Source organism: Thalassotalea euphylliae, from assembly GCF_042682785.1.
GTDB lineage: Bacteria > Pseudomonadota > Gammaproteobacteria > Enterobacterales > Alteromonadaceae > Thalassotalea_F > Thalassotalea_F euphylliae.
This window is the reverse complement of the sequence record NZ_JBHUIB010000012.1, coordinates 685836-709364: the sequence shown is the minus strand read 5'-3', so window position 1 is coordinate 709364 and position 23529 is coordinate 685836. Positions and strand designations below refer to the sequence as shown.

General features: G+C 40.9%; 28 protein-coding genes. 5 read left to right on the top strand and 23 right to left on the bottom strand.

Features of this window, described 5'->3' with window-relative positions:
• Positions 1 to 112: 112 nt before the first annotated feature.
• The 9 genes from ACFSJY_RS17580 to ACFSJY_RS17540 form a co-directional block, all read right to left on the bottom strand.
• Positions 113 to 739 (bottom strand): hypothetical protein, encoded by a 627-nt coding sequence (locus tag ACFSJY_RS17580; RefSeq protein WP_386037395.1) that lies wholly within the window; start codon positions 737 to 739, stop codon positions 113 to 115.
• A 616-nt stretch (positions 740 to 1355) separates the two neighbouring features.
• A complete protein-coding gene (locus ACFSJY_RS17575; protein WP_386037392.1) occupies positions 1356 to 1565 on the bottom strand; it encodes a hypothetical protein in 210 nt (69 codons plus the stop codon).
• Between the two features lie 221 nt (positions 1566 to 1786).
• Positions 1787 to 2203, bottom strand: a complete 417-nt coding sequence (locus tag ACFSJY_RS17570) for a hypothetical protein (protein WP_386037389.1) — start codon at positions 2201 to 2203, stop codon at positions 1787 to 1789.
• A 112-nt stretch (positions 2204 to 2315) separates the two neighbouring features.
• Entirely contained in the window at positions 2316 to 2606 is a 291-nt protein-coding gene (locus tag ACFSJY_RS17565) for a hypothetical protein (protein ID WP_386037386.1), read from the bottom strand.
• A 95-nt stretch (positions 2607 to 2701) separates the two neighbouring features.
• Positions 2702 to 3004: a hypothetical protein gene (locus tag ACFSJY_RS17560; protein ID WP_386037383.1), complete on the bottom strand. Its 303-nt coding sequence runs from the start codon at positions 3002 to 3004 to the stop codon at positions 2702 to 2704.
• Positions 3005 to 3144: 140 nt separating this feature from the next.
• Positions 3145 to 3468 carry a hypothetical protein gene (locus tag ACFSJY_RS17555; RefSeq protein ID WP_386037380.1) on the bottom strand — a complete coding sequence of 108 codons (324 nt, stop codon included), beginning with the start codon at positions 3466 to 3468 and terminating at the stop codon, positions 3145 to 3147.
• A 104-nt stretch (positions 3469 to 3572) separates the two neighbouring features.
• Complete coding sequence (locus ACFSJY_RS17550; protein ID WP_386037377.1) at positions 3573 to 4181, bottom strand: hypothetical protein; 609 nt, start codon at positions 4179 to 4181, stop codon at positions 3573 to 3575.
• Between the two features lie 130 nt (positions 4182 to 4311).
• On the bottom strand, positions 4312 to 4689 hold the full coding sequence (locus ACFSJY_RS17545) for a hypothetical protein (RefSeq protein WP_386037374.1): 378 nt from the start codon (positions 4687 to 4689) through the stop codon (positions 4312 to 4314).
• A gap of 458 nt (positions 4690 to 5147) precedes the next feature.
• Positions 5148 to 6152 carry an MBL fold metallo-hydrolase gene (locus ACFSJY_RS17540; protein ID WP_386037371.1) on the bottom strand — a complete coding sequence of 335 codons (1005 nt, stop codon included), beginning with the start codon at positions 6150 to 6152 and terminating at the stop codon, positions 5148 to 5150.
• Positions 6153 to 6326: 174 nt separating this feature from the next.
• Here ACFSJY_RS17540 and ACFSJY_RS17535 point away from each other — a divergent pair, with 174 nt between their 5' ends.
• Entirely contained in the window at positions 6327 to 6935 is a 609-nt protein-coding gene (locus ACFSJY_RS17535) for a TetR/AcrR family transcriptional regulator (RefSeq protein ID WP_386037368.1), read from the top strand.
• A 93-nt stretch (positions 6936 to 7028) separates the two neighbouring features.
• Here the strand turns inward: ACFSJY_RS17535 and ACFSJY_RS17530 are convergent, their stop codons facing one another.
• The 3 genes from ACFSJY_RS17530 to ACFSJY_RS17520 all read right to left on the bottom strand — a co-directional run bounded on the left by ACFSJY_RS17530 (position 7029) and on the right by ACFSJY_RS17520 (position 12365).
• Positions 7029 to 7790 carry a PEP-CTERM sorting domain-containing protein gene (locus ACFSJY_RS17530; protein ID WP_386037365.1) on the bottom strand — a complete coding sequence of 254 codons (762 nt, stop codon included), beginning with the start codon at positions 7788 to 7790 and terminating at the stop codon, positions 7029 to 7031.
• 212 nt (positions 7791 to 8002) lie between these two features.
• Positions 8003 to 10675: a TonB-dependent receptor plug domain-containing protein gene (locus ACFSJY_RS17525; RefSeq protein WP_386037362.1), complete on the bottom strand. Its 2673-nt coding sequence runs from the start codon at positions 10673 to 10675 to the stop codon at positions 8003 to 8005.
• A 73-nt stretch (positions 10676 to 10748) separates the two neighbouring features.
• Positions 10749 to 12365 carry a hypothetical protein gene (locus ACFSJY_RS17520; protein WP_386037359.1) on the bottom strand — a complete coding sequence of 539 codons (1617 nt, stop codon included), beginning with the start codon at positions 12363 to 12365 and terminating at the stop codon, positions 10749 to 10751.
• Between the two features lie 394 nt (positions 12366 to 12759).
• On the opposite strand from ACFSJY_RS17520, the gene ACFSJY_RS17515 reads away from it, so the two are divergent.
• Genes ACFSJY_RS17515 through ACFSJY_RS17505 form a run of 3 tightly spaced genes read left to right on the top strand, consistent with a single transcriptional unit; the run spans position 12760 to position 14225 of the window.
• Positions 12760 to 13191, top strand: coding sequence for a cytochrome b562 (locus tag ACFSJY_RS17515; RefSeq protein ID WP_386037356.1), 432 nt, complete (start codon positions 12760 to 12762; stop codon positions 13189 to 13191).
• A 17-nt stretch (positions 13192 to 13208) separates the two neighbouring features.
• Positions 13209 to 13844, top strand: coding sequence for a cytochrome b/b6 domain-containing protein (locus ACFSJY_RS17510; protein WP_386037353.1), 636 nt, complete (start codon positions 13209 to 13211; stop codon positions 13842 to 13844).
• A gap of 39 nt (positions 13845 to 13883) precedes the next feature.
• Positions 13884 to 14225 carry a VOC family protein gene (locus tag ACFSJY_RS17505; RefSeq protein ID WP_386037351.1) on the top strand — a complete coding sequence of 114 codons (342 nt, stop codon included), beginning with the start codon at positions 13884 to 13886 and terminating at the stop codon, positions 14223 to 14225.
• Between the two features lie 63 nt (positions 14226 to 14288).
• Here the strand turns inward: ACFSJY_RS17505 and rpoS are convergent, their stop codons facing one another.
• The 10 genes from rpoS to ACFSJY_RS17455 all read right to left on the bottom strand — a co-directional run bounded on the left by rpoS (position 14289) and on the right by ACFSJY_RS17455 (position 21456).
• Positions 14289 to 15218, bottom strand: coding sequence for an RNA polymerase sigma factor RpoS (gene rpoS / locus ACFSJY_RS17500; protein ID WP_386037348.1), 930 nt, complete (start codon positions 15216 to 15218; stop codon positions 14289 to 14291).
• 83 nt (positions 15219 to 15301) lie between these two features.
• Positions 15302 to 16141: a peptidoglycan DD-metalloendopeptidase family protein gene (locus ACFSJY_RS17495; protein WP_386037345.1), complete on the bottom strand. Its 840-nt coding sequence runs from the start codon at positions 16139 to 16141 to the stop codon at positions 15302 to 15304.
• 43 nt (positions 16142 to 16184) lie between these two features.
• Complete coding sequence (locus ACFSJY_RS17490; RefSeq protein ID WP_386037342.1) at positions 16185 to 16766, bottom strand: YqaA family protein; 582 nt, start codon at positions 16764 to 16766, stop codon at positions 16185 to 16187.
• The gene (locus ACFSJY_RS17485; RefSeq protein WP_386037339.1) at positions 16763 to 17425 is read right to left on the bottom strand and encodes a protein-L-isoaspartate(D-aspartate) O-methyltransferase; all 663 of its coding nucleotides are present in this window, start codon (positions 17423 to 17425) and stop codon (positions 16763 to 16765) included. Before ACFSJY_RS17485 ends, ACFSJY_RS17490 begins: the two co-directional genes overlap by 4 nt.
• Positions 17422 to 18174, bottom strand: a complete 753-nt coding sequence (gene surE / locus ACFSJY_RS17480; protein ID WP_386037336.1) for a 5'/3'-nucleotidase SurE — start codon at positions 18172 to 18174, stop codon at positions 17422 to 17424. The genes ACFSJY_RS17485 and surE overlap by 4 nt, the downstream gene beginning before the upstream one ends.
• A gap of 15 nt (positions 18175 to 18189) precedes the next feature.
• The gene (gene truD, locus ACFSJY_RS17475) at positions 18190 to 19242 is read right to left on the bottom strand and encodes a tRNA pseudouridine(13) synthase TruD (protein WP_386037333.1); all 1053 of its coding nucleotides are present in this window, start codon (positions 19240 to 19242) and stop codon (positions 18190 to 18192) included.
• Positions 19242 to 19718 (bottom strand): 2-C-methyl-D-erythritol 2,4-cyclodiphosphate synthase, encoded by a 477-nt coding sequence (gene ispF / locus ACFSJY_RS17470; RefSeq protein WP_386037330.1) that lies wholly within the window; start codon positions 19716 to 19718, stop codon positions 19242 to 19244. The genes truD and ispF overlap by 1 nt, the downstream gene beginning before the upstream one ends.
• Entirely contained in the window at positions 19718 to 20416 is a 699-nt protein-coding gene (gene ispD, locus ACFSJY_RS17465; RefSeq protein ID WP_386037327.1) for a 2-C-methyl-D-erythritol 4-phosphate cytidylyltransferase, read from the bottom strand. Before ispD ends, ispF begins: the two co-directional genes overlap by 1 nt.
• Before the next feature lie 2 nt (positions 20417 to 20418).
• Complete coding sequence (ftsB, locus tag ACFSJY_RS17460; protein WP_386037324.1) at positions 20419 to 20721, bottom strand: cell division protein FtsB; 303 nt, start codon at positions 20719 to 20721, stop codon at positions 20419 to 20421.
• A gap of 111 nt (positions 20722 to 20832) precedes the next feature.
• The gene (locus tag ACFSJY_RS17455; protein WP_386037321.1) at positions 20833 to 21456 is read right to left on the bottom strand and encodes a hypothetical protein; all 624 of its coding nucleotides are present in this window, start codon (positions 21454 to 21456) and stop codon (positions 20833 to 20835) included.
• A gap of 122 nt (positions 21457 to 21578) precedes the next feature.
• Here ACFSJY_RS17455 and ACFSJY_RS17450 point away from each other — a divergent pair, with 122 nt between their 5' ends.
• Positions 21579 to 22028 (top strand): RidA family protein, encoded by a 450-nt coding sequence (locus tag ACFSJY_RS17450; RefSeq protein ID WP_386037318.1) that lies wholly within the window; start codon positions 21579 to 21581, stop codon positions 22026 to 22028.
• A gap of 187 nt (positions 22029 to 22215) precedes the next feature.
• On the opposite strand, the gene eno is transcribed toward ACFSJY_RS17450, so the two are convergent.
• Complete coding sequence (gene eno, locus ACFSJY_RS17445; protein WP_386037315.1) at positions 22216 to 23514, bottom strand: phosphopyruvate hydratase; 1299 nt, start codon at positions 23512 to 23514, stop codon at positions 22216 to 22218.
• Positions 23515 to 23529 lie beyond the last annotated feature (15 nt).

Genomic DNA, 23529 nt, shown 5'->3' with positions numbered 1-23529 from the left:
ACAGTCGCATATGTACCAAAAGCGAACTGCTGTATCGCATTATTTATGGGCGCAGAAATGCTAGGCTATAGTTAGGGACAAAAAAGCGTTTTGCGCCCTTTTGTCAAACTTGTCAGAAAGCTAAGCGCTCGCTACGACTAATTACATCAAATACGCCATTAATCATTTCTTCAAAAGAGTTAGTTAGTTCCTCAGCATAATGTGGAACATGCTTGGTTTCACCTTCTAAGTTCAGAATATAAAAGACAACTCTTTTTCCTGATGGGCTTACTTCATTAAGAAACTCAGTCGCTTTAATAGGGCCTTTTGAGCAAGAACCCCAATCGATATCTGATAAAATCACATCATAGTGGTGCTGAATTAAATCCTGAGCACCTGATTTACAAATGCCAACATCAACTGCCATTCCTAAACTTCTAAAGGTATCTGCTAGCCATAGGGCTTCGAACTCATTGTCATGTATGACCAGCATATTGGATTTACGTAGTTTAGGAGCTAAAAAAGAAAGTCGATCTCTTAATGCCTTATTAGGGTGAAAATTAGTTATATCTTTAGAATACCCCTCTGGCACCTTGGTCTTATCAAATTCAAATGTTACACCTGCAACTTCTAATTTGGTTAAGCTATTGATATACCCTTCAATACTTTCAGAAAAAGTAAGAATAAATAAAACAAACAATAAAATTCCAACAAAGGAGGGGGCTTTATCGATAATTGCTACTTTAATTTCAGTTTCCATCTCAACCTTCCTTAGCTTTCCAATACTTTGCAAAATAACAGTAAAAAGTTTTTAAAAATTAGCGGCTCAGGAGCGAAAACTAAGCATTTCGCGTCCTTTTAAGTAACTTGTTAGCTGCACTTTTTCATTATGTAATACCGTTGTTTATATGCCAAATGAGCAGTTACGACGAATGGCAAAATAAACACATAAGACCACGGGTTATGAATACGAACAATAAAAATGCTTACAATCAACGAAGCCAATAACCCTAATAACAAATATACACGTAGGCGAAACGGGCTTGTATTCTCATTTTCTGGGTGCAAGGTTAAAGTAAGCAAACTTATTGCGCCCCAAAAACCGAATGAGCCAGAAATAACCAAGAACAAATATAGCAAGACTTCTGGAGCACCAGAAAATAATCCAACGAAATATATAGGGCTAAAGATTATACCTACACAAAGAATTAGAACTGAAGGTGCAAAACCTACAAAGAATTCTAAAAGGTAAAGTGCTCGCAAATTTTTCTTCATGTGCAGCTAACGCCCCATTCAGGGGTTGATAAAAGCTTGCTAAGATGTGCAGCGAATCGGAACCGAGCAAGCTGTTAACAGTCCCGCACTTAATTGGCTTGTTATATGCCTAAATCGAAAGCTTGATCCTTGTACTTAACGACAAACTCCTTGGCTTGTTCCAATGTACTTGGATATTTCTCACGATACGATAAAGGGCCTTCTTTACGATAGACTTTTTGAAAAAAGAAACCATGAGAAACAAGGAATTCGACTTTTTTCCATTGCTTGTCATCTCGTTTCTTGGGAGGTCGGAATCTTATGTCCATCATTAAAGCATCGCTTTTACATGTTGGGCATTTCCTCAAGAATATATCCCTTTCAAATTCTCGTTTAAATGTACATCTGCATTCAAAGCAGGTAAATGGAACAAATTTAGGCACAATCTACTCTTGGCATATAACGCCCCATTAAGGGGCTGATAATGCTTGGCTATACTGTGAAACGAAGTGGAACTGAGCCAAGCTTTAGCAGTCCCGCCTTGAATGGCTTGTTATATGTACTTTTTAACTAGCATATCGATTGGTTTTTTAATTAAACTGAATATTATTATTGCTATAAATATGCCTAAATATATATTCTTTATCGAGTCGTCAGTTTTAACCAATTTACCATCGATTTCTAATTCAACTATCGAATTATTTTTAACTAGATATATGACACGAATATCTTTATTCGCCATTTCTTTATAGGTTTGTTCGCATGATTTGTAAGTTGAGCCAATGTAGTACCTTTGATCTTCTTTTAAAAAGTAAGATCTAGATTTACTTTTAGATTCGCTACACAAAACTTCGCTTTTTGAAAGCTTTAAATCTGCTCTTTCATCATATTTAAAAGACCAACTAAAAAGTATGCAAATCACTAGTAAGAGTAGAAACGAACCTAAATGTATCTTCGAAAGTTTATCCATAAATCTGCGTGTACATATAACGCCCCAATAAGGGGCTGATAAATGCTTGGCTAAACTGTGTAACGTAGTGGAACTGAGCCAAGCTTTAGCAGTCCCTCACTTGATTGGCTTGTTAGGTATACGGTGCCACTTTATAATCAATTTTATTAACTTTATGAAACTCGTTAATTTCACTCACCGCTTTTTCTACAACTTCAATTGATGCTTTATCTGCAAAATACAAAACGTAGTCGCCAGTTACATCTTCATTGGAACAAAAAGCATAATCTAAATCGAAATGCTCGCATAAAACGTCTTCAATGTAATCTCTATGTTCATAATCAATGAGTTCAATATAAGCTCCCCATTCGGGGTGACTTTTGACACTTATTGGTGACAAGATGTATCGAAACTCTTCGAGCATGATTGTATACCTAACGCTTTGCCAAGGGGCACGCGCTGTTTGCGTGTCCCGCGGAGGCCATGTTATTAGTGGCCGGAGTGTATTTGGGCAACTTGTTATACGTCATTGGCATTATTGAGTGTCAGCTCCAAACTAAACACCCTGGTGTAAAGCCACTGCCCGATTACCGCTTGAACCGCAAGAAACCCAGAAATAAAACCGATGATAAATGGCATTGCTATCAGACCAAACAAAAAGCCAGGAACGGTGTTTGCTGAGTAGCCAAAGAACTCTGTCGATGACTCTCTACCGAATAGAACCATTGGTAGGGTGGTAATTATATATAGAAAGAAAATGGCTGTTCCGGATGTAACGAAAGTAAATTTGAAAGCAGAGCCAACAGTCAAACCTTTTTCCATGTCTAAATTTCCTTATTTTTGTGTGATTTGTACGTGTAACGCCCCAATAAGGGGCTGATAATGCTTGGCTAAACTGTGTAGCGAAGCGGAACTGAGCCAAGCTTTAGCAGTCCCGTACTTAATTGGCTTGTTAGGTAACGTTACCAATTATCCCATGATACTTGGGCGGTAAAACCATGAAAGTGAATATTTAGGTTTTTATTACAGTAAGTTTGCTCACTATTTTCATAGTTAATATCGCCCGAATAATCAGCGCGATAAAGACCGTATCCATGTTGGTTAATTTGCTCAATTAAATGCTCAACTTTAGTAATTAAATCGCGAGATATTTTTTCTCGACTCTCATTATTAATTGACCGAAAGCAATCGAGTAACTCATTGTTGAGATACTGTTGTAACTCTAAGAGGAATTCATAACTCAGTTCATTTGGAAGATTTAGGTTTCGGTATTTAACAAATTCCATTTAGTTACCTAACGCCAAGCTAACAGGAAAAATTAAGTAAGCTAAAATTGAACGAAGTGAATAGTTTGCTTAATTTTTTCCTAGTTGAGCGCCTTGTTATACAACTAATTATTTAGCAATTTATGTACTTCAGGGTTAGCTAAAAGGTTAAGTGTTGCCATTTTTACTGAAGCTACGAATAATTCTGTATCACCTGCTTGAACAAACTTAGGGTTACTGCTAGTTCCTTGTGTTTTCAGCGTTAGAGTCTGATCATTTTTTTTGTTATAAAGCTCCCAAGAAACCTCGGCATACACATCACCTTTTTGACCATCAATAGATAGGCAAAGGTTACCTTTCATGTCAGTTACACTTCCCGCAATTAGAACATTAGCTTCGTTTCTTGCTTTTTCTTTCAGGAGGCTAGAAGAAACATTGTAATTTAAATCTTTAAAAGTTGATTTAACAGTTGTGTCCATAGCAGCCACTGTTGGTGTATGTCCTGTCCAAGTTAAGTCTGTTCCACCTACGCATAAAGTACCTGTTTTGGCTTGCCCAATTTTCGGTGATGGTAAATTTATAGAGAAATCACTTATGTAAGCCTTAACATCCGTAGAGTTAGCTTCAATTCCTTTTAAATTGGATACTTGTGGTATATCGACTGGTTTTACTGTGGCTGCACAGCCTGTCAATAATGCAACAGCTATTGATATACTTAATATTCCTTTTTTCATTTTTTACTCCAAATTATGATTGATTATTTTTGTTGTATAACGCCCCATTCAGGGGCTTCTAATTGTTGGCTAAAATAACGAGCGCAGTGAGGAAAGCCAACTGTTAAAAGTCCCGCACTGCAATGGCTTGTTATGTGTGCTCTGCTGCCTCTTCATCCAAAAAGTTCTGCACGCTTACTGCGGAATCTAAAAAATATGTAGAGGGAAATTTATCTGGAAATTGATCTACCTTTCCGTGCCATACCAAATGAACACAAGCAAAACGTCCGTCATTTAAAAATACTAAAATATCATCACCTGCACTTGAACGTGCAAATACAATTGGGTCAAATTCAAAAAGAGGATGTTTTGAACCGATTTCAGCATTCAACTCTTTTTGTAACCCAATTTTTCCTCGTGAACCACCTTCTAATAAATGCCAAGGATGCCCCCAATTAAATTCATCTTTTGGAAATGAATTTTCGTGTAATTCTGTATTTTTCTTTTTATTAAAAAGGTTGAATAACACGACTTACTACCTGTACACATAACAGCATATTATGTAGACGTCTCAGTAATATCCGTCCACGATTAGCCAATTAAATTACCAGAAATCTATTGCAATTCAATCCGTTAACAACAAAACCCAATCAATTATTAGCGTTTTTTGGGATATTACTGAGACTTCATAGTAATATCCCGATGTATTTATCGGTTTTTATTTATATATTTCATAGTGTTAAGGAAATATTTTGTATAGTTTGGGGATTTACTGAGAATTCTCAGTAATGTCGAGGTCGATGTCCGCTTCTCGCACATTGCTGCCTGCAAAATAACATCTAAATCTAATTGCGTATACTGTGAGTGCAGATATGAGCTACTGCATATAAACAACCTTCAGAATAGCGTCTTAAAGTATTTGCCAACCAACAAGGCACAAAAAAGCAGGCAAATATGCCTGCTTTTCTATTTTCATTGACTTAACAGTTACTCCATTAAGCGCCACCAGCGTATAGGCCTATTAACTTGCTGTATCTCAAATATGTCGCCAAACACTGGAGTAGCAAGTTCTATATTATGCGTCTTTGCTAATTCGGATACACGCTCTAGAGGCTCATCCCAGTCGTGCATCGCTAAATCAAATGTCGCGTTGTGAATAGGCATCATCACTTTACCCTGCAAATCAAGATGCGCTTGTACAGACTCTTCAGGCATCATGTGGATTTCTTTCCATAATTTGTTATACGCACCGGTTTCAACCAAAGTGAGATCAAACGGCCCATATTTATTACCTATCTCTTTGAACCCTGAAAAGTAACCACTGTCGCCCGAGAAATAAATATTCACGTCTTCACTTTGAATAACCCAACTTGCCCATAGTGTTTCATCTCTATCAAACAAGCCTCGACCTGAAAAATGTTGAGTCGGTGTTGCTATATAAGTCACACCATTTAATTGGTGCTCTTGCCACCAATCAAGTTCAGTAATTTTGTCTTTGCTAACGCCCCATTTTAGCAAGTACTTTCCAATTTTTAGTGGCACAACAAAATGACCAACTTTTTGGTTTAGCGCTTTTATTGTCCCTTTGTCGAGGTGGTCATAATGATCATGACTTATGACAATAACATCAATGTACTCTAGCTCATCCAATGTAATGGGAGTTTGATGAAATCGTTTAGGCCCCGCCCACTGGACAGGAGAAGCTCTATCACTAAATACGGGGTCCAATAATATGATTTGGCTATTAATTTTTAATAGCATTGATGAATGTCCCAACTTTACCGCACTGTTTTCTTTAGCTTGTTGAATTTCTGCAAATGTTAATGGCTTCACAGGCATTGTTGATGTTGGCTCTGGCGCAACGCGTTTTATAGTGAAACGCTCTTTAATAATCTCCCAAATAACGCCCATATCTGTTTTATACTCTAATTGCGTATTTTTAAACTTTGAAATTTGTTGCTCGTTTTGATTACAACCTGCCAAAATCGCCATAAGAACTACAACTCCTACTAACCAAACTCTCGATTCTTTTAAAAACGTATGCATGTTTACAGCCTATTTCTACACACAAAATGTAAACTAGTCGGTGTAGTTTACTTTATAACCATTCAAAAAGTAAACTACTCAGTGTAAAATAAGTGAAATTTCCATTGAAGTGTGACCGTAGTGAAGCAAGGATTAACCCGAAGCGAACAGAAAAAGCAGGACATCATTGTTGCTGCAAAACGCATGTTTAAAGAGCATGGCGTGCAGTCAACCAGTATGGACAAACTAGCAGAAGCCGCTAATGTATCTAAGCGAACTGTGTATAACCATTTCGAAACAAAAGAAGCACTGGTAATGCATTTAGTTACCGAGCTTTGGCACACGGCCATGGTCAATGTTGATGCAAATTATTGTAGTGATGCTCCACTTGCCCCTCAGTTAGAGGCACTATTACGAGTAGAAGTAGAGCTACTCAGCAACCCTGAATATATTGATTTATCTCGCGTTGCGATTAGTCACTTTTTCTTTAAACAAGACGCTTTGCAAGAAGAAGTTTCAAAAATTTCCAAGCAAGAAACCGCAATTTATAAATGGATAGAGCTGGCCATAAATGACAAGAGGCTCGCTATTGACGATGTGATGTTTGCTAATACCCAATTACATAGTTTGATAAAAGGCAGTGGCTTTTGGCCACAAATTATTGGTATGACGGGAATTTTGAGTGATAAAGAGCGTGAGCAACTTATCAAAGAATCAGTGAAGATGTTTTTATTACGTTACGAGAAATAAATTCACTTAGATTCCCCCGATGCATTCTCCTGTTATACAATGTTACGCATGCACCCAATGAATAAGGGTCGCATAAAGCGACCCTTAAATTGATTACTTATTCAAAGAATTTCTTCTTACAACCATTAAAGATAAGGCTAATACAAAGCCTAAATATGTGCTTGGCTCTGAAACCCCAACAACATTAATATCGTTTACACCACCAAAACGGATATTATCAATCGCGAAACCGGCCGGTTCTGCACCAACTAAATCTAAAAACACACCAGCGATTCTCGCAGTATTGTCGTCAGTAACCAAGCCCAAAAACTCAATTCCTGTTACTGTATTCGCAACTGAACCTATTAAACTTCCATCACGCGCAAATGCAGTAATAGCAGTAGAACCAACAGCGTTAAAGAAACCGCCATCAAACCCAACGCCAAATTGATCAGTACTAAATAAAACAGCGATACCGCCATTAAAAGTTGGCGTTCCACTAAGTACCGGAGAAGTAGGGTTAGAGCCATCGCCAACAATGAATGTATTTGGAGAGTTTGTATCAATTCCTAGCGAGTTTGTTGGGTTACCGACGATACAAGCACTAGCCGCAGCTCCAGGGCAATCAATTAATGGGTTTGCACTTAAGCTTTGACCATTAAACCACCCACCAAAATTTACGTCTGGGTCACCAGCATCACCACCATAATCAGCAGCAGTATACGCAGGGTTGGTTGTTCCCAGAGCAAATTCGGAGAACGTAATGACGCCAGCACCAGAATTAAAATCGCTATCATCAACTTTAATTATGCCGGCCTGAGACAATGAGGTAGTAGCAATCAACAATAAGCCACTAAATAGAGTTTGTTTAATCATGCTTTCTATTCCTTTAAAAACACCAATAAAATGTAGCCACTTATGTAAGCAGACTGAGCAAAATTATAGCAATATGTATACCATCACACTGAAACGCTCATGATATCTGAGGTCTAAATAGTTTGACTATTGAGCCACCAAGCTAATGTAAAATATACAGACAAAAAGGCCGACAATAACGTCGGCCTTTTTTAATTCACGTTTATCTAACGTTAGAAGTCGTACGTATAGCTAAGGCTAAATGTCGTGCCAATTTCTTTAGAACGAACAACTACGTCTGACTGCAACACTTCTTGGTCTTCAGCTAGCATATTTTGAACTTTAAACTTCAATTTCGAGCTAAATGATGGATAGTAAGTGTAAACCAAGTCTAGTGAGTGGAAAGGCTGCTCGAAAGCATCGTCTCTATCCGCTACACCTGACGCGATAATACGCTCACCAAACACATTGTAAACTAAAGAACCACTGTGGTTACCGTCTGCAGAATCATAGTTTAACTGTAAGTTAACTACGTACTCTGAGTGACCTGTCAAACGCTTAGTTGGGTTTGTTAAGTTACCCGCAAGTGATGGGTCGATAGATACTTCAGAGTCACTAAGTGTGATATTACCTGAAGTAAAGAAGCCATCTGCTAGGTAGCTAAGGTCATGAAGCCATTCAGTTTCAATACCGTAGACCTCCCCCTCTTCACCGTTGATGAATGATAAGCTGTAATCTTCATCACCAATGCGAAGAATATTCTCGATTGGGCTGTCGATATCTTTGTAGAATAACGCTACCGACCAGTTGTCACCATTAGCACTGTAGCTTTCGTAACGAAGGTCAAAGTTCTTCAAGTCACTTGACTGAAGGCCTACACGACCCGTTGTACGAATATCCGTTAATGGATCGTAGTACGCTACCGGGATAACTTCTCGAAGATCTGGACGAACAACAGTTTCACCGTAACCAAAACGAACTTGGTAGTCTTCACCGCCGATGTAAGTCATCGAAAGTGCAGGATAGAAGTCGTCATCGTTGATAGTACCTTCAAGAATAGTTTCTTCATTGTACAATCTTTCAATGTCGTCTTTACCAAACACGAGACTAGACGAGCGAAGCGATACTTGGCGGAACTTCTCATAACGAATACCACCACTGAAGCGCCATGTACCTTGATAAATAATATCAAATGCACCGTAGCCCGCATCAATCTTCTGACCCGCAATGTAGTCATCGGCATCTGGAATGCTTGGTTCGTTGAAGGTGATTCCCATGCTGTTATCTGAGATAAAGCTATCAGATAAGTATGCTGGCAATTCAAGTATGTCATCACCAACAGTCACACCAGCACCAGAGTTGTTGTTCACTTTGAAGCTAGACGTGACATATTGTCTTGCTTTATCAGTGAAGTCATAACCTACTTTGTATTCCATTTCAAAGTCGCCAGCATAGATTGGCAGTGTTAAGTTACCTGAGTAAGACTTAACTTGCTCTTCCATGTCAACGAATGAGTAAGTTGCACGGTTTTGGTCACCTGTAATACCTGAGCTCAGGTAGTTACCTGTGTTGCGATCGTAGCTATCGCGGAAAACATACTCAACTTCTGTCGGAATTTCTGTTGTTGCTTCAGACTCCGTGTACTGCCAGTCAAAGCCAATTCCCCAGTAGTCTGTGAATGTATGCTGGCCAACAAATTGGTCAACATCTAACATTCTTTCTTCATAGTTAAACGAAATTAAACGGTCAGCAGTACCCGTTCCAAAAATAGTACGGACAGTACTACCACCTGGTGCTTGTTTAACGGCAATCTCTGTTTCATCTTCAGAATCTTCTAAATAGATTTTTGAGTAAGAAACATTATGCTGACCAAGCTTGTAACCAAGGGTAAACACACCACTGATACGTTCTTCTTCTGTCGTCACTTCTGAATCAGTTGTCGCATCAAAGCAAGAGTTACTCGTTGCATCGGCAGAATCGAGTGATTCACTACAATTGTCACCTAAGTTTTGACTGATGACATTGTTAGACTTTTCTGAAAACTTCCATTTATTGTCGTATGCACCAGATGCGAAGAAACCAATAGTGCCACCGAAGTAATCTTCGTCAAACGAATTACCGATGCTTGCTTTGATGTTTACATCTGGGTCAAGCGACTCACGCTTAAGCGCCATGTCACGGTCAAGCTGACTTAACAAGCCTTGATTGATCATTTCAGCGCCGGCCGCATCAATATCGTTTCCTAAACCTTGCTCTTTGGTAATAATACTTGCAAGGCTGAAGTCACCACGATATTTCACGATAGCGTCTTGTAATTCTGAAGGTAAGCCAGAGTGACCAGAGCTATATGTAAAGCCCTTGTCAGCTTCGGTATTCATACCCACACCAACTTCAATGTTACCGACAAACTGTGACGGTACAGACTTAGTACGAATATCAATTGAACCACCACCAAATGCCGCTGGCATTGAAGGTGAATACGCTTTTTGTACCGCTAAGCTTTCAATAATACTTGATGGGAATAAATCAAGAGGGATTACGTTTCTTGTTAAGTCAGGGCTTGGTACTGAAGCGCCATTTAATCTAGCGCTAGAATATCGTTCACCTAAACCACGAACGTAGATAAACTTGCCATCTACAAGAGTCAAACCTGTTACACGACGTAAAGCAGCAGCTGCATCGCTATCACCAGTTTTAGATAGTTGTTCAGAGCCTAAAATATCAGCGACGAACGCTTGGTTCTTTCGCTCTTCAATGACAGCAACTGCACTACCCTGCAAACGTGAAGCTTTAACAACTACTTCTTCGATTGCACTATCTTCAGATTCTTGTGCGATAGCAAAGCCACTGCTTACTGTAAGCGCTACAGCTAAAGCAATTTTGTTAACTTTGTATTGCATTCTCATACCCTTTTCTTGCATTAATTTTTTAAAAAATAGGCGCTTCGCAGCGCCTATCTCAGCTTTCTAATTGCAAGAATTAGTCGTTTGCAGCAGCAGTTAATGCCGTGTTAACCCAGTTGTACCAATCACTTGACGTATCTGTGTAGTCAACAGCACCGATAAATGCTGCAGCATCCATACCTTCTGGTAAAGAAGCCGCTGGAGTAGCTGTGAATGATGCACTGTCAGCACGGATACCGTCAGCTTGAAGAACAGTCATTGCACCTACGCTCTCGTTACCAGTACCTTGCGCTAACCACTGAGCACGTGTTTGGCCTGGAGAGTCTGTGTCTGCGTCATCAAATACTGCAGTGTCGCCAGCTACGAAGTCTTGAGCACACGCTAAAACAGTGTTGTTAAAGCTGTTTGCAGATGCATTAATTTGACCGTCGCCAGAGAATACAACACAACCGTCGTCGCTAGCTGGGTCAGTTACTACTAAGTCAGGCTTAATGAATAAAGCGTTGTAGTACATTGATTTGATGCCGTCGTCGAACTTAACTGCGCGTGAAGGGTCACCGTCACGAACTGAAAGTTGGTCAGAGCCGATAAACGTGATGTTTGCTAATTGAGCGTTAGAAACAGGTGCTTGTTCAGATGTAGTACCTTTCTTACCATCAGTTTCGAAACCGTGGTTACCCATAGGAGACATTACACCGTCAAACTCTGCATCACCGTGAGTGATGAAGATGAATTGACCTTGACCTTGCCAGCCAGCGTCGATGTCGATAGCGTCATCTTGGTTTTCAGTAACAACAATGTGCTTGATATCCACTGCACCACCGAAGAACTCGATACCGTCATCGTAACCTTGGTGAATGTGGATGAAGTCGATTTCAGTACCTGAACCAACGGCATTTAATAGTAATGAGTTGAAGTCGTTACCGTCACCGCCATCAATTGGGCCTGAACCAGCATAGTTGATTTTAGTGTACTTAATTGCGCCAGAGCTATCAGTGTTGTCACCGCCACCGTATAGAGAGCCGTCACCTTCTGACTCAGCATTACATGTACCTGCATTACGCTCTTCGTCCGTACATTGGTCAGTGATGCCAAGACCGTTAACAACGATACCAGCCCAATCACCGAACGGGCTAGGACCTTTACCTACTACGTCTAAGTGTGGGATAGCTGAAGTAGATGTGAATGTAATTGGTGCAGCCATAGTACCAACAGCTTGGATATCCGCACCACGACCGATACGTAATAATGCTTCACCAGAACGGAATGCAACAGTAGCACCCGCTTCAACAGTTAACGTTGGGCCGTTTGTTTCGATTGAACATGACGTTGTTGTGTCACAGTCAGCACCCATTTGTAGAGCAGATTCGAAGATGTGAACACCGCCGTTAGGTAACGAAGCTAGCGTTAAGTCTTCAGTAATTTCAATGCTCTTAGAAGCAAAGCTTAAACCGTAGCTACAGTCACCATCAGCTGTCACTGTACCTTGTTTCATATCGTCGCCTTCGCCGTATGAAGCACAGATGTTTTCAACTGGATCAGGAGTCGTTGTCGGTGGGTTAGTGATTGTGTTGTTAGAGTCGTTCACGCTGTTGTCGTTAACAGTTGGTTGAACTTTGATGTCACCGTCACAACCCGCTAACGCGATTGCACAAGCTACAGCACTTACTTTTAAGATTTTAGAGGTTTGCATTTTGTTATCTGCTCCGCAGTGTTTAGTGTTTACATTTGCATGTATTTATAAAAATTTGCGGACATGCTACGGAGCAAAAATGACAGAAATGTTTTAGAAATATGTACTTTTTGTTTACGCAAAGTTACATGCAGATTACAGGTATTATTCAAAACCATTAAAAACGGATGTTTAACACTGGTTCACCAAATGTACAAATCGACTTTGTATACAACTATTATTCATCTAGACATTTGTTCGTAGTAAAAGAATTCATCAAAAAAGACAATTTGATGACAAGAAGTACGTAAAGGCGTCGCTAATTTTGTAAAGATTTTTATGTTTTATTGCGAACTGATGAAAAGCTCCTTAGTATGAGGCGACTTCATAAAAACATTATGCTTGGAAGATAATAATGAAAAAGACCACAATTTCTGTAGCGCTAGCTTCTTTCCTGTTTGCAATGCCAGCAATGGCTGCTCATCCAATGTGCGGTAAAACCGATTTAGCTGACATCATGGGTAATATGAAAGACCAAATGAAAGTCATCAAGAAAGCTGCTAAAACAGGTGATATGGCAACGTTAAACGAAACTGCGCAGAAACTACTTGCACAAGTAGAAAAAGCTGACAGTTACGTGCCTCTAGCAATTAGCGATAAAAAAGAGTTAGACGCAACCCAGCAAGCTGATTACGAGAAATACCAAAAGGGTATGGGCTTTTTAAAACAATCAGTTGAAGAACTTATTGCAGCAAAAGATCCTGCAGCAATTAAAGCAGCACTGGGTAAAATTGGTAAGTCAGCCAAAAAAGGCCACAAAGCATTCAAAATGGACTGTGACGACTAGTCGTCAGGAGATATAGAATGCGAATTTGGGACTACTTTACCCAAATCTACCATACAAGCCAGCTAATATTGCTGGCTTTATTATGGTACACCGGTACTGAAGGTGATTTTGAAACCCATTTTATTTGTGCTTACCTGATGTTAGCTTTATGGATAACGCGCATGATATGGGGAGTGATTGGCAGTGAAACAAACCAATTTCACAAGTTCATTAAGTCTCCTGTAACCGCATTTAAGTGGTTAAAGCAACCACATAAACCACACCCTGGTCACAATCCTATTACCGGATATATGGTAATAGCGCTGATCATTTCTCTGGGTATACAACTATTTACAGGGCTATTTGCAACTGACGACGTCTTTGCAGAAGGGCCATTTATATATAGTGTTAGTGAAGACTTCGCCGAGAAAATGGATAGTTTGCATCACAGTAACTTTGATATTTTACTTGCGTTGATTGGCATCCATGTCATCGCAGCTATCATTCACAGTTGGCGCGGTGACAATGTCATTAAGACAATGTTGACTGGCAAGTCTGATGATGTAAATACCTCACAAGCTATAACATTCAAAAACAGCCTGATACCACTAGTGATTTGGATATTGTTGTTTGGTCTATTTGGATATCTATGGCTCGGTGACGCTGAGCTATAGTTATCATTTCATACCAACATCATCAGCTAAGGAAATAGCATGACTGTTAAGTCTATTCGCTTTTGCCATGTCACAGAACAATCTGAAAAATTCATTCAATTACTTAATGATATTGGTGTCAAACAGAAGGATGTCGACTGTGGTAACGGTGCTATTTTCGATGCTGGGGAAAGTTGGGTTGAGATTTGGCAACAAAACGATGAAATGCCAGCCGGCACTATGCTTCAAATAATTGTTGATGATATTAACTATTACGCACAACACGCAAGAGAGCATGGTGTAGAGCTGCAAGGCCCGTTCGAGCAGCACGGAGAAAAAATATTTTTTACTCAATCGCCAGACGGACTACCTATTTCAATTCAATCGTTATCGTCAACCTAAAAGTGTCGCGCCACCCAATAAAAAAGCCAGCAAACCGCTGGCTTTTTTTGTTGGTAATGTTTGTTACTGCTCTTGGAAAATTGATTCGATTGACAAGTTCTGTTGGCTAAGAATGTCGCGAAGACGCTTTAATGCCTCTACTTGAATCTGGCGAACGCGTTCTCGCGTTAACCCTATCTCAGTGCCAACATCCTCTAGTGTTGCCGCTTCATACCCCATTAAACCGAAACGACGCGCAAGTACTTCGCGCTGCTTGCTGTTTAGTTCGTTAAGCCATTCAACAATATTATTATTCAAATCTTTTGTTTGTAAGTCGCTCTCTGGGCCTGAACCTTTCTCATCAGGGATAACATCTAATAACGCTTTATCAGAGTCTCCGCCAAAAGGTGTGTCGACAGATGTAATTCGTTCGTTTAAACGAAGCATCTTACTGACATCTGCAACGGGTTTATCTAATGCTTTCGCGATTTCTTCCGCTGTTGGCTCATGATCTAGCTTTTGCACGAGCTCACGAGATGCACGTAAATAAATGTTCAACTCTTTTACTACGTGAATAGGTAAACGAATAGTGCGCGTTTGGTTCATGATGGCACGTTCAATCGTTTGACGAATCCACCAAGTTGCGTATGTTGAGAATCTGAATCCACGCTCAGGGTCAAACTTTTCCACTGCGCGGATAAGGCCAAGATTGCCTTCTTCAATAAGGTCTAGAAGCGGGAGTCCTCGATTGTTATATCGTCGTGCAATTTTCACTACTAGTCGAAGGTTACTTTCAATCATTCGCTTACGCGATTTTTCACAGCCTTTTAACGCTTTTCGCGAAAAATAGACTTCTTCTTCTGCTGAAAGTAATGGAGAAAATCCAATTTCACTTAAATACAGTTGTGTTGCATCTAAGCTTGTTGTTGTCTCTTCCTGAGATTTTACTGAAGTTTCCGTATCCGATGTGCTTGCTTCAACGGCTACTTCGTCGATTTCTTTTTCTAAGCCCATAACACTTCTCCCAACTAGCTAAAGCTAAATTCATTAACGACTAAATATTCACAATAACTCCATTGTTATTCTTGTTTTTTAAACTAACGTTTTGGTAAGTACTTCAAAGGATTTACAGATTTTCCACGAAAGCGAACTTCAAAATGAAGCATGACTCTTTGCGCGTCTGAATCCCCCATCTTAGCTATAACATCACCCGCTTTAACGGCTTGCTGCTCTTTAACCAAAATCTGGTCATTGTGGGCATATGCACTTAGGTAATCATCGTTGTGTTTGATGATGACTAGGTTGCCATATCCACGCAACGCGCTACCTGCGTATACTACACGCCCATCAGCTGCCGCCTTTATCCGATCACCTCGGTTTCCGGCGATGTCGATCCCCTTGTTTCCTTGGGGAGCAGTCGAGAAAGTTGCAATTACTTTCCCTTGATTTGGCCATAACCACCGCCTTATTTTTTGCGAAAAGTTACTAGCCGTTGCAGTAGGTTTTTTGCTTGTTTTTTGCCCACTTGCAGTTTTACCATACTCCTGCTTTTTATTCGTTGCAATAGGTTTTTTATTACTGTTTTTGGTGGTTGTACCAGAGCTTTTAGTCGAATTTTTAGCTGAAGGCTTATTCGCTCTAGGCTTGCTCGGAGATCCGCTAATTTTTAGTTTTTGACCAGGGAATATACGATAAGGAGGAGCCAAATTGTTCAGTGATGCAATAGTGCGTACGTCGCTACTGGCACGAAAAGCAATGGAGTAAAGCGTTTCACCTTTTTTGACCTGGTAAGTACTCGATTTGATGCTCGACTTTGTTTTACTGCCAACGCTTACTGTTGTTTTTGACTCCACAACAGGTGCAGGCGTATGGCGTGAACTACAGCCAAACACCATAAAACTTAACATGATTAATGTAACGTAATGACGTTTAAACATCCTGTAAAAGCTACACCTTCTGTTTTGAACTAGTCGTGAATAATTATGCTTTATAAATAACGTAAGCAACGACGATTAATGCTACCAAACCCCAGCCAATAATATCGACCCATTGTCGTAATTTTTGTTCCATACGCGCACCGCCCCACTTTACTAGACCTGCAACAAGGAAGAAACGCATACCACGACCGACAAAAGATGCGAGTAAAAATGGTAAGAACATCATGTTTAAGAAGCCCGCACTTAAGGTGAAGACTTTGTAAGGAATTGGTGAGAAACCAGCAAGGAATACTACCCAAACGCCCCATTCTTCAAACCATGCAATCGCTTGGTCCATTTTCGCCTGATAGCCAATCTCCGTAATGATGGGCTGAATCCACGCATCAAACATGAAATACCCCAACACATAGCCAACGACTCCGCCAATTACCGATGCCATGGTTGTCAACGTGGCATAAAACCATGCTTTTTGTGGTTTAGCTAGTACCATAGGGGCAAGTAAAACGTCTGGCGGAATAGGAAAGAATACAGACTCGGCAAATGTGATGACAGCAAGAATACGTGGCGCTAATTTATGCTCTGCCCACTTGAGAGTCCAATCATATAAGGCTGAAAAAATCTTCACAGTAACTCTCCAGGTACCAGTGGTACGAAGCGCACTGCTTCTATTTGCTGTTCTTTAAATGCATCCCCTTCACGTGTAATCAGCTTAAGCACTTGCGCTTGGTCGCCCACAGGAATAATCATGCGACCGCCATCAGCAAGCTGCGATAAAAGCGCCTGAGGAACTGAAGAGGGTGCGGCTGTCACGACAATGGCTTGATATGGACCTTTGCTTTCCCAGCCTTGCCAACCGTCACCATGTTTCATTGATACATTATGCAAGTCCATAGCCCGTAGACGGCGTTTTGCTTGCCATTGCAAAGATTTGATACGTTCAACAGAATAGACTTTGCTGACGAGTTGCCCAAGAATTGATGTTTGATAACCAGAGCCTGTGCCTATTTCTAGAACACTCTCTGGCACACCATCTGCAAGGATGAGTTCTGACATTCTTGCGACAATATAAGGTTGCGAAATTGTTTGTCCTTGCCCTATGGGAAGTGCTGTATTTTCATAGGCTTTGTGGGCAAGAATTTCAGGCACAAAAATATGCCTTGGTGACATTGCAATAGCGCGTAAAACATCCTGATTAGTGATTCCCTCTTGATACAGCTTTTGAGCAAGTAACTCACCACTTCGCCCAGATTTTCCGCCAATACTGCTTCCTACTTTGACATTCATACTTCTACTTCACTCATCCAGGCTGTCATCTGCTCCATACTTTTATATGCAGTCATATCCACAGTCAACGGCGTGACCGATGCATAATTATTTGCTACGGCATTAAAATCTGTCCCAGGCCCTGCGTCAAGCTCTTTACCCAACGAACCATACCAGTAAATCGAACGACCCCAAGGGTCTTCCATACTCTTCATCGTTTCCGCTTTGTGACGATGGCCTAACCGTGTCACTTGAATACCTTCAATATCCGCTAAAGGTACATCCGGCACATTGATATTGAGAATTTGGTCTGCTGGTAAAGGGTGCGCCTTTAATCGTTTAATGATATTGGCTGCAATGACAGCGGCAGTCTCATAGTTGCCTTCCGATTTACCGACCAAAGAAACGGCTACTGCAGGCAACCCCATATGCCTGCCTTCTGCTGCTGCTGCTACCGTACCAGAATACAAGGTATCATCGCCCAAGTTGGCACCATTGTTTATACCAGCAACGACAAGATCAGGAAGAGGATCCATCAATTGACTCAATGCAAGATGAACAGAGTCTGTAGGGGTGCCGTTAACAGAAATAAAACCGTTATCTAGTTTTTGGGCTCTTAATGGGTTAAGCAAAGTAAGAGAGTTACTCGCGCCACTGCAGTTTCTATCAGGCGCAACTAGTGTCACCTCAGCAAATTTAGCGAGCTCTTCGTACAACACTTTAATGCCTGGTGCATGCACACCATCGTCATTACTCAATAAAATTTTCATCGAACTTCCCACTTATTATTGCTGCCCTTCACTGGCATCTTGATAATTAACCACTTCTCTTAACACAGTTGTTGCGTAACAACCCGCAGGTAACATAAACGCTACCTTGATTGTTTTATCAACTAATTTAGTCAAACTTGGCTGGGTAACGTTGAGTCGAATTCGTCGACGCTCTTGTTTAAGCCCCTGTTGCTCAAGCCCTACCGCTAGCTGTTCATTTTCTTTTGCAATGCGACTTTCTAGTTGTTGTATTTCACCGCTAGAACGCAGCTCTCCTCGGCCCCACATTGGCGCGGTCACATCAATATCATGCGCGATAAAACGTTGCTGTATGTCATTCATTTCATCATCGTTTTCTACGTTAAAAATTGATTGACTGCCCGCTAGCATAAAAACGTCATCTACACTTGGCGCTAAAAATGCGTTATTTAACACCCTTGCGCTTACCGTTTGATTAAAAAGATACGAGCGAGCCGCTGACAAATACATACTGCGCTTTTTCTTATCTCTTATTTTTTGACCTTCGAATAAGGACAAAGCTTTTGATAAATTGTTCCCGCCGTGCCCAAAACGTTGCTCACCAAAATAATTCGGTACGCCCGTTTGGCAAACTTCCGTAAAGCGTTGTTGAAATTCCGTAACATTGCTGACGTTTCTAAGAGTTAATTCAAACCGGTTACCAATCAATGCGCCTATTTTAAGCTTTTTATTGTGTCTAGCGTGCTGAAGTATAGTGACGCCATCCAGTTGAAATGCGGACAAATCAATATTGTCTTTGCCAGGGATATGTACACCAAACCATTGGCGAGTAACAGCGTGCCTATCTTTGAGGCCAGCATAGGTCACCTGCAGGTCTTTAACACCAAAGAATTTTGCGAGCTGTTTGGCGACAAAACCAGTATTGCAACCAGACTTTTCAACTTCAAGCATCAAGTGTTCCCCCTCTCCAGAAGGAGCAAAGGGTAACAATTCAAAGACTTTAAAATCTGTATTTTCCGTTCTTAAGTCAGCCGTTCCCTCAGGCTTACCATGCAAGTATTGTAAGTTTTCGTAAGGAATAAAATTCATTAGTCTGCTTTAACCAATAGAACAACACTGTGAACAGCAACACCTTCTTTGCGACCAACATAGCCGAGCTTTTCTGTGGTTGTTGCTTTGACATTAACTTGGTCGATTTCAACATTCAGATCGGCCGCTAAAATAGTGCGCATGTTTAACAAGTGCGGCGCCATTTTGGGTGCCTGAGCGGCAATCGTAATATCTGCATTACCTAGCAAATATCCCTTCTCAGTCATCAAACCAACAACGTGACGAAGCAAAATACGGCTATCTATGTTTTCATAATCAGCATCTGTATCAGGAAAGTGGTTACCGATATCCCCCAACGCTAATGCTCCTAAAATAGCATCACAAAGCGCGTGAATAGCCACATCGCCATCTGAATGCGCCAAAAAACCTTGATCGTAGGGAATTTTTACGCCTGCAAGTGTAATAGGACCTTCACCACCAAATTTATGAACGTCAAACCCGTGTCCAATTCTCATTATTTTTCCTGTTGATTCGATAAGATAAAGGCCGCCAACGCAAGATCTTCCGGTTGCGTCACTTTTATATTGTCGCTACTTGCTTCGATAAGATGGCTAGGTAAGCCTGCAGCTTCTATTGCCGATGATTCATCAGTGATCGTAATACCGGCTGCAAGACCGTTTTCAATTGCGCTGCACAACGCACCTGTTTTATACATTTGTGGTGTATAAGCATGCCATAACAGACTTCGGTCGACCGTTAATTCAATCGTTGTTGTAGCACTGCGCTTTATTGTGTCTTTAGCACGAGCCGCCAAAATGCCCCCCTGGTCACGAGCAATACACGCCTCCACCAAAGTATCTATATCGCTGACTTTTACACAAGGACGGGCAGCATCATGAACCATCACCCAGTCACTATTCACAGACTTCAAACCAGCTAACACAGAGTCAACACGCTCTTTTCCGCCGATAACGGTGTTAATATTCGGATGATTAAATAATGATGTGTCAGCAAAATATTCGTCTTGCTCGCTGATAGCGACAATGACTTGATTAACGTATTTGCTGGCAAGCAATTTATCTACGGTATGCTCTAATATCGTGCGCTCGCCAAGCATCAAATATTGTTTAGGACATTGGCTCTGCATTCGTTTGCCCGCGCCTGCTGCTGGCACTACAGCAGTAACACTGGGGCTGATATCATTCTGATTCATTATTACTGGTTATTTCCGCGCTGCTCACTTTTGTCATTTCCAACAATGCGGAAGAAGGTTTCGTTTTGTTTGATCATGCCGAGTTCATTACGCGCTCGTTCTTCGATAGCTTCAACACCTGACTTTAAATCGTCTGTATCGGCATACAACAATTTATTACGCTGAATAAGCTTGTCATTGTCTGACTGCTGACGCGCAACTTCTTCTTTGAGGGATAAATAATCAGGAATGCTGTTTTTGCCAAACCACAAGCGATGTTGTAAAAACACCAAAAATACCAGCAATGTCGCGGTAATCAATCGCATTTTGAAGCCAACAGCCTAAATGAAAAAAGTGAATAATAGTTATACCGCTATTATAAGTAGCGCGGTTACAGAGTAAACCATAAATCCACTGTTCGACTAAACGCTGAGCGATTAATGGGGTTTTGAGAGCAAAAGAGGCTTTTTTAAATTTCGCCAGTTGATGGAACAAGACAGCAGAAGCTCGCGCAAACTTGGTAGTACCGGCCTACTTGGGCTACTTCCCTGCCATTGATGACCTGCACACCCCGCCATCATAACTTTCTTCGTTGGCTTGAGCAGTTGTGTATCACTACTCGCCATACTTTCAGGAGAAAACCAGCCATGCACATTAGTGCGAAAACGTTTTTTATCAGCATCTATGCGGTCGATACAATCAAGTACGATACGATCGCTTTCTTTAATGGGAATGACTAAACCTAATGAAAGCGGGTTTGATTGATACCATTGCCAAATTTCGTCACTCGACTGTCCTGTCAGTGGCATACTTCTGCTTTGTTTGGTTGACCACGTCGCATTCTGGCTATCAAGCTCTAGCGGCGTTTGCGCATTAACCATTGCATGAGCCGTTTTTTGCACGTAATAAGGCAAGCTCTTAAGGCGAGATTGAATGGCGTTTGGATTATCCGTAGATAGCGTGCTAAGCAGCAATAACTCCCGCTCATACAAAGCATTACACAATTCAGCATAGGAACTAGATTGCTGCTGACTTTGCCATAGAGAAGATTGTTCGGTCATTTAAACAACTTTTACGCGAAAATTTAACCACTTAGTGTATAAGAGTTAAGCATACTGGATAATTTTGCCAATTTCATTATTGTTAGTGACACAATAACGATAATTTTGCGAGGGAGATAACAATGAAAATAATGAAATCAATACTTGCTGCAACATGTGCCCTTGTTACGTGTTCAGTGTTTGCAGGTAAATCAGGCAATGTCGAGTTCTTAAACAGCAACCCAGATAACCCTTATCCATTTTCTGAGGCAGTAAAAGTCGGCGACTTAGTATTTCTATCAGGAAAAATCGGTACAGATCCCAAAACGGGTAAATTGGCAACTGGTGGTATCGAGGGTGAAAGTCACCAGACATTGAAGAATATTAAACAAAGCCTAAACAACCATGACCTAACAATGAAAGATGTCGTTAAATGCACGGTAATTCTGACTGACATTAAAGAGTGGCCAGCATTTAATGAAGTCTACAAACAACACTTTTCAAAGCCTTACCCCGCCCGAAGCGCATTTGCCGTCAGTGGTTTAGCATTGAATGCAAAGGTTGAAGTGGAATGTATAGCAGCAGCTAAATAAAACTGATTAACCAAGCCACACAAACAAAAAAGCCAGCATTAGCTGGCTTTTTTATTAATACTATCTTCTCGATAACGATATAAATTGAAGCTAATCTGCTTGAGAGCAAAGAAGCTGCGCGGAGCCTAGTAAAACTAGGTGAGCACAGCTGATGAAGCTATCAAGTTAAGTAGCAATAATTTAGTCGTTATTGGCCTTTAACTTCCGAACGACCATTGAATATAGCTTTGTCACCTAAGAACTCTTCAATACGTAGAAGTTGGTTGTACTTAGAAACACGGTCTGAACGACATAAAGAACCTGTCTTAATTTGACCTGCCGCTGTACCAACCGCTAAATCAGCGATTGTTGCATCTTCAGTTTCACCTGAACGGTGAGAGATAACAGCTGTGAAACCTGCTTCTTTCGCCATGCGTATTGCTGCTAATGTTTCAGTTAAAGAACCGATTTGGTTGAACTTGATAAGGATTGAGTTACCAATACCTTGCTCAATACCACGCGCTAAAATCTTAGTGTTTGTTACGAATAAGTCATCACCAACGATTTGTACTTTGTCGCCGATTAGGTCAGTTTGGTATTTGAAACCACCCCAGTCCGACTCATCTAAACCATCTTCGATTGAGATAATTGGGTACTCAGCACATAACGATGCTAAGAAGTCAGAGAATTCGTTAGACGTGTACTTCTTACCTTCACCTGATAAGTCGTAAATACCTTCTTCTTTGTTGTAGAACTCAGAAGCAGCACAGTCTAGTGCTAACGTGATGTCTTTACCTAACTCGTAACCAGCCGCTTCTGTTGCTTCTTTGATTACAGCTAATGCATCAGCATTTGATTCTAAGTTTGGTGCAAAACCACCTTCGTCACCAACTGCAGTGTTCATACCTTTTGACGAAAGTACTTTCTTTAGAGCATGGAAGATTTCAGCACCCATGCGTAATGCTTCTTTGAAGCTTGGCGCACCAACTGGCTGGATCATGAATTCTTGGATATCAACGTTGTTATCAGCGTGCTCACCACCGTTTAAGATGTTCATCATAGGTAGTGGTAAAGAGTACTGACCTGATGTGCCGTTAAGGTCTGCAATGTGTTCGAATAATTGAACTTTCTTGTCCATTGCTGCAGCTTTAGCGTTCGCTAAAGAAACGGCTAAGATAGCGTTTGCACCGAAGTTTTCTTTGTTTTCAGTACCGTCTAAATCGATCATCACTTGGTCAACTTTCGCTTGGTCTAACGCATCAACACCTTTAAGTGCGCCAGCAATGTCGTTGTTAACTGCTGCAACAGCTTTTAAAACGCCTTTCCCTAGGTAACGTGCTTTGTCGCCGTCACGCAATTCTAACGCTTCGCGAGAACCTGTTGATGCACCAGAAGGCGCACACGCGCGGCCCCATGCACCTGACTCTAAGTAAACGTCTGCTTCTACTGTTGGGTTTCCGCGAGAGTCCATCACTTCGCGCGCAATAATTTTTGCAATGTTTGACATTTTTATTCCTCTAAA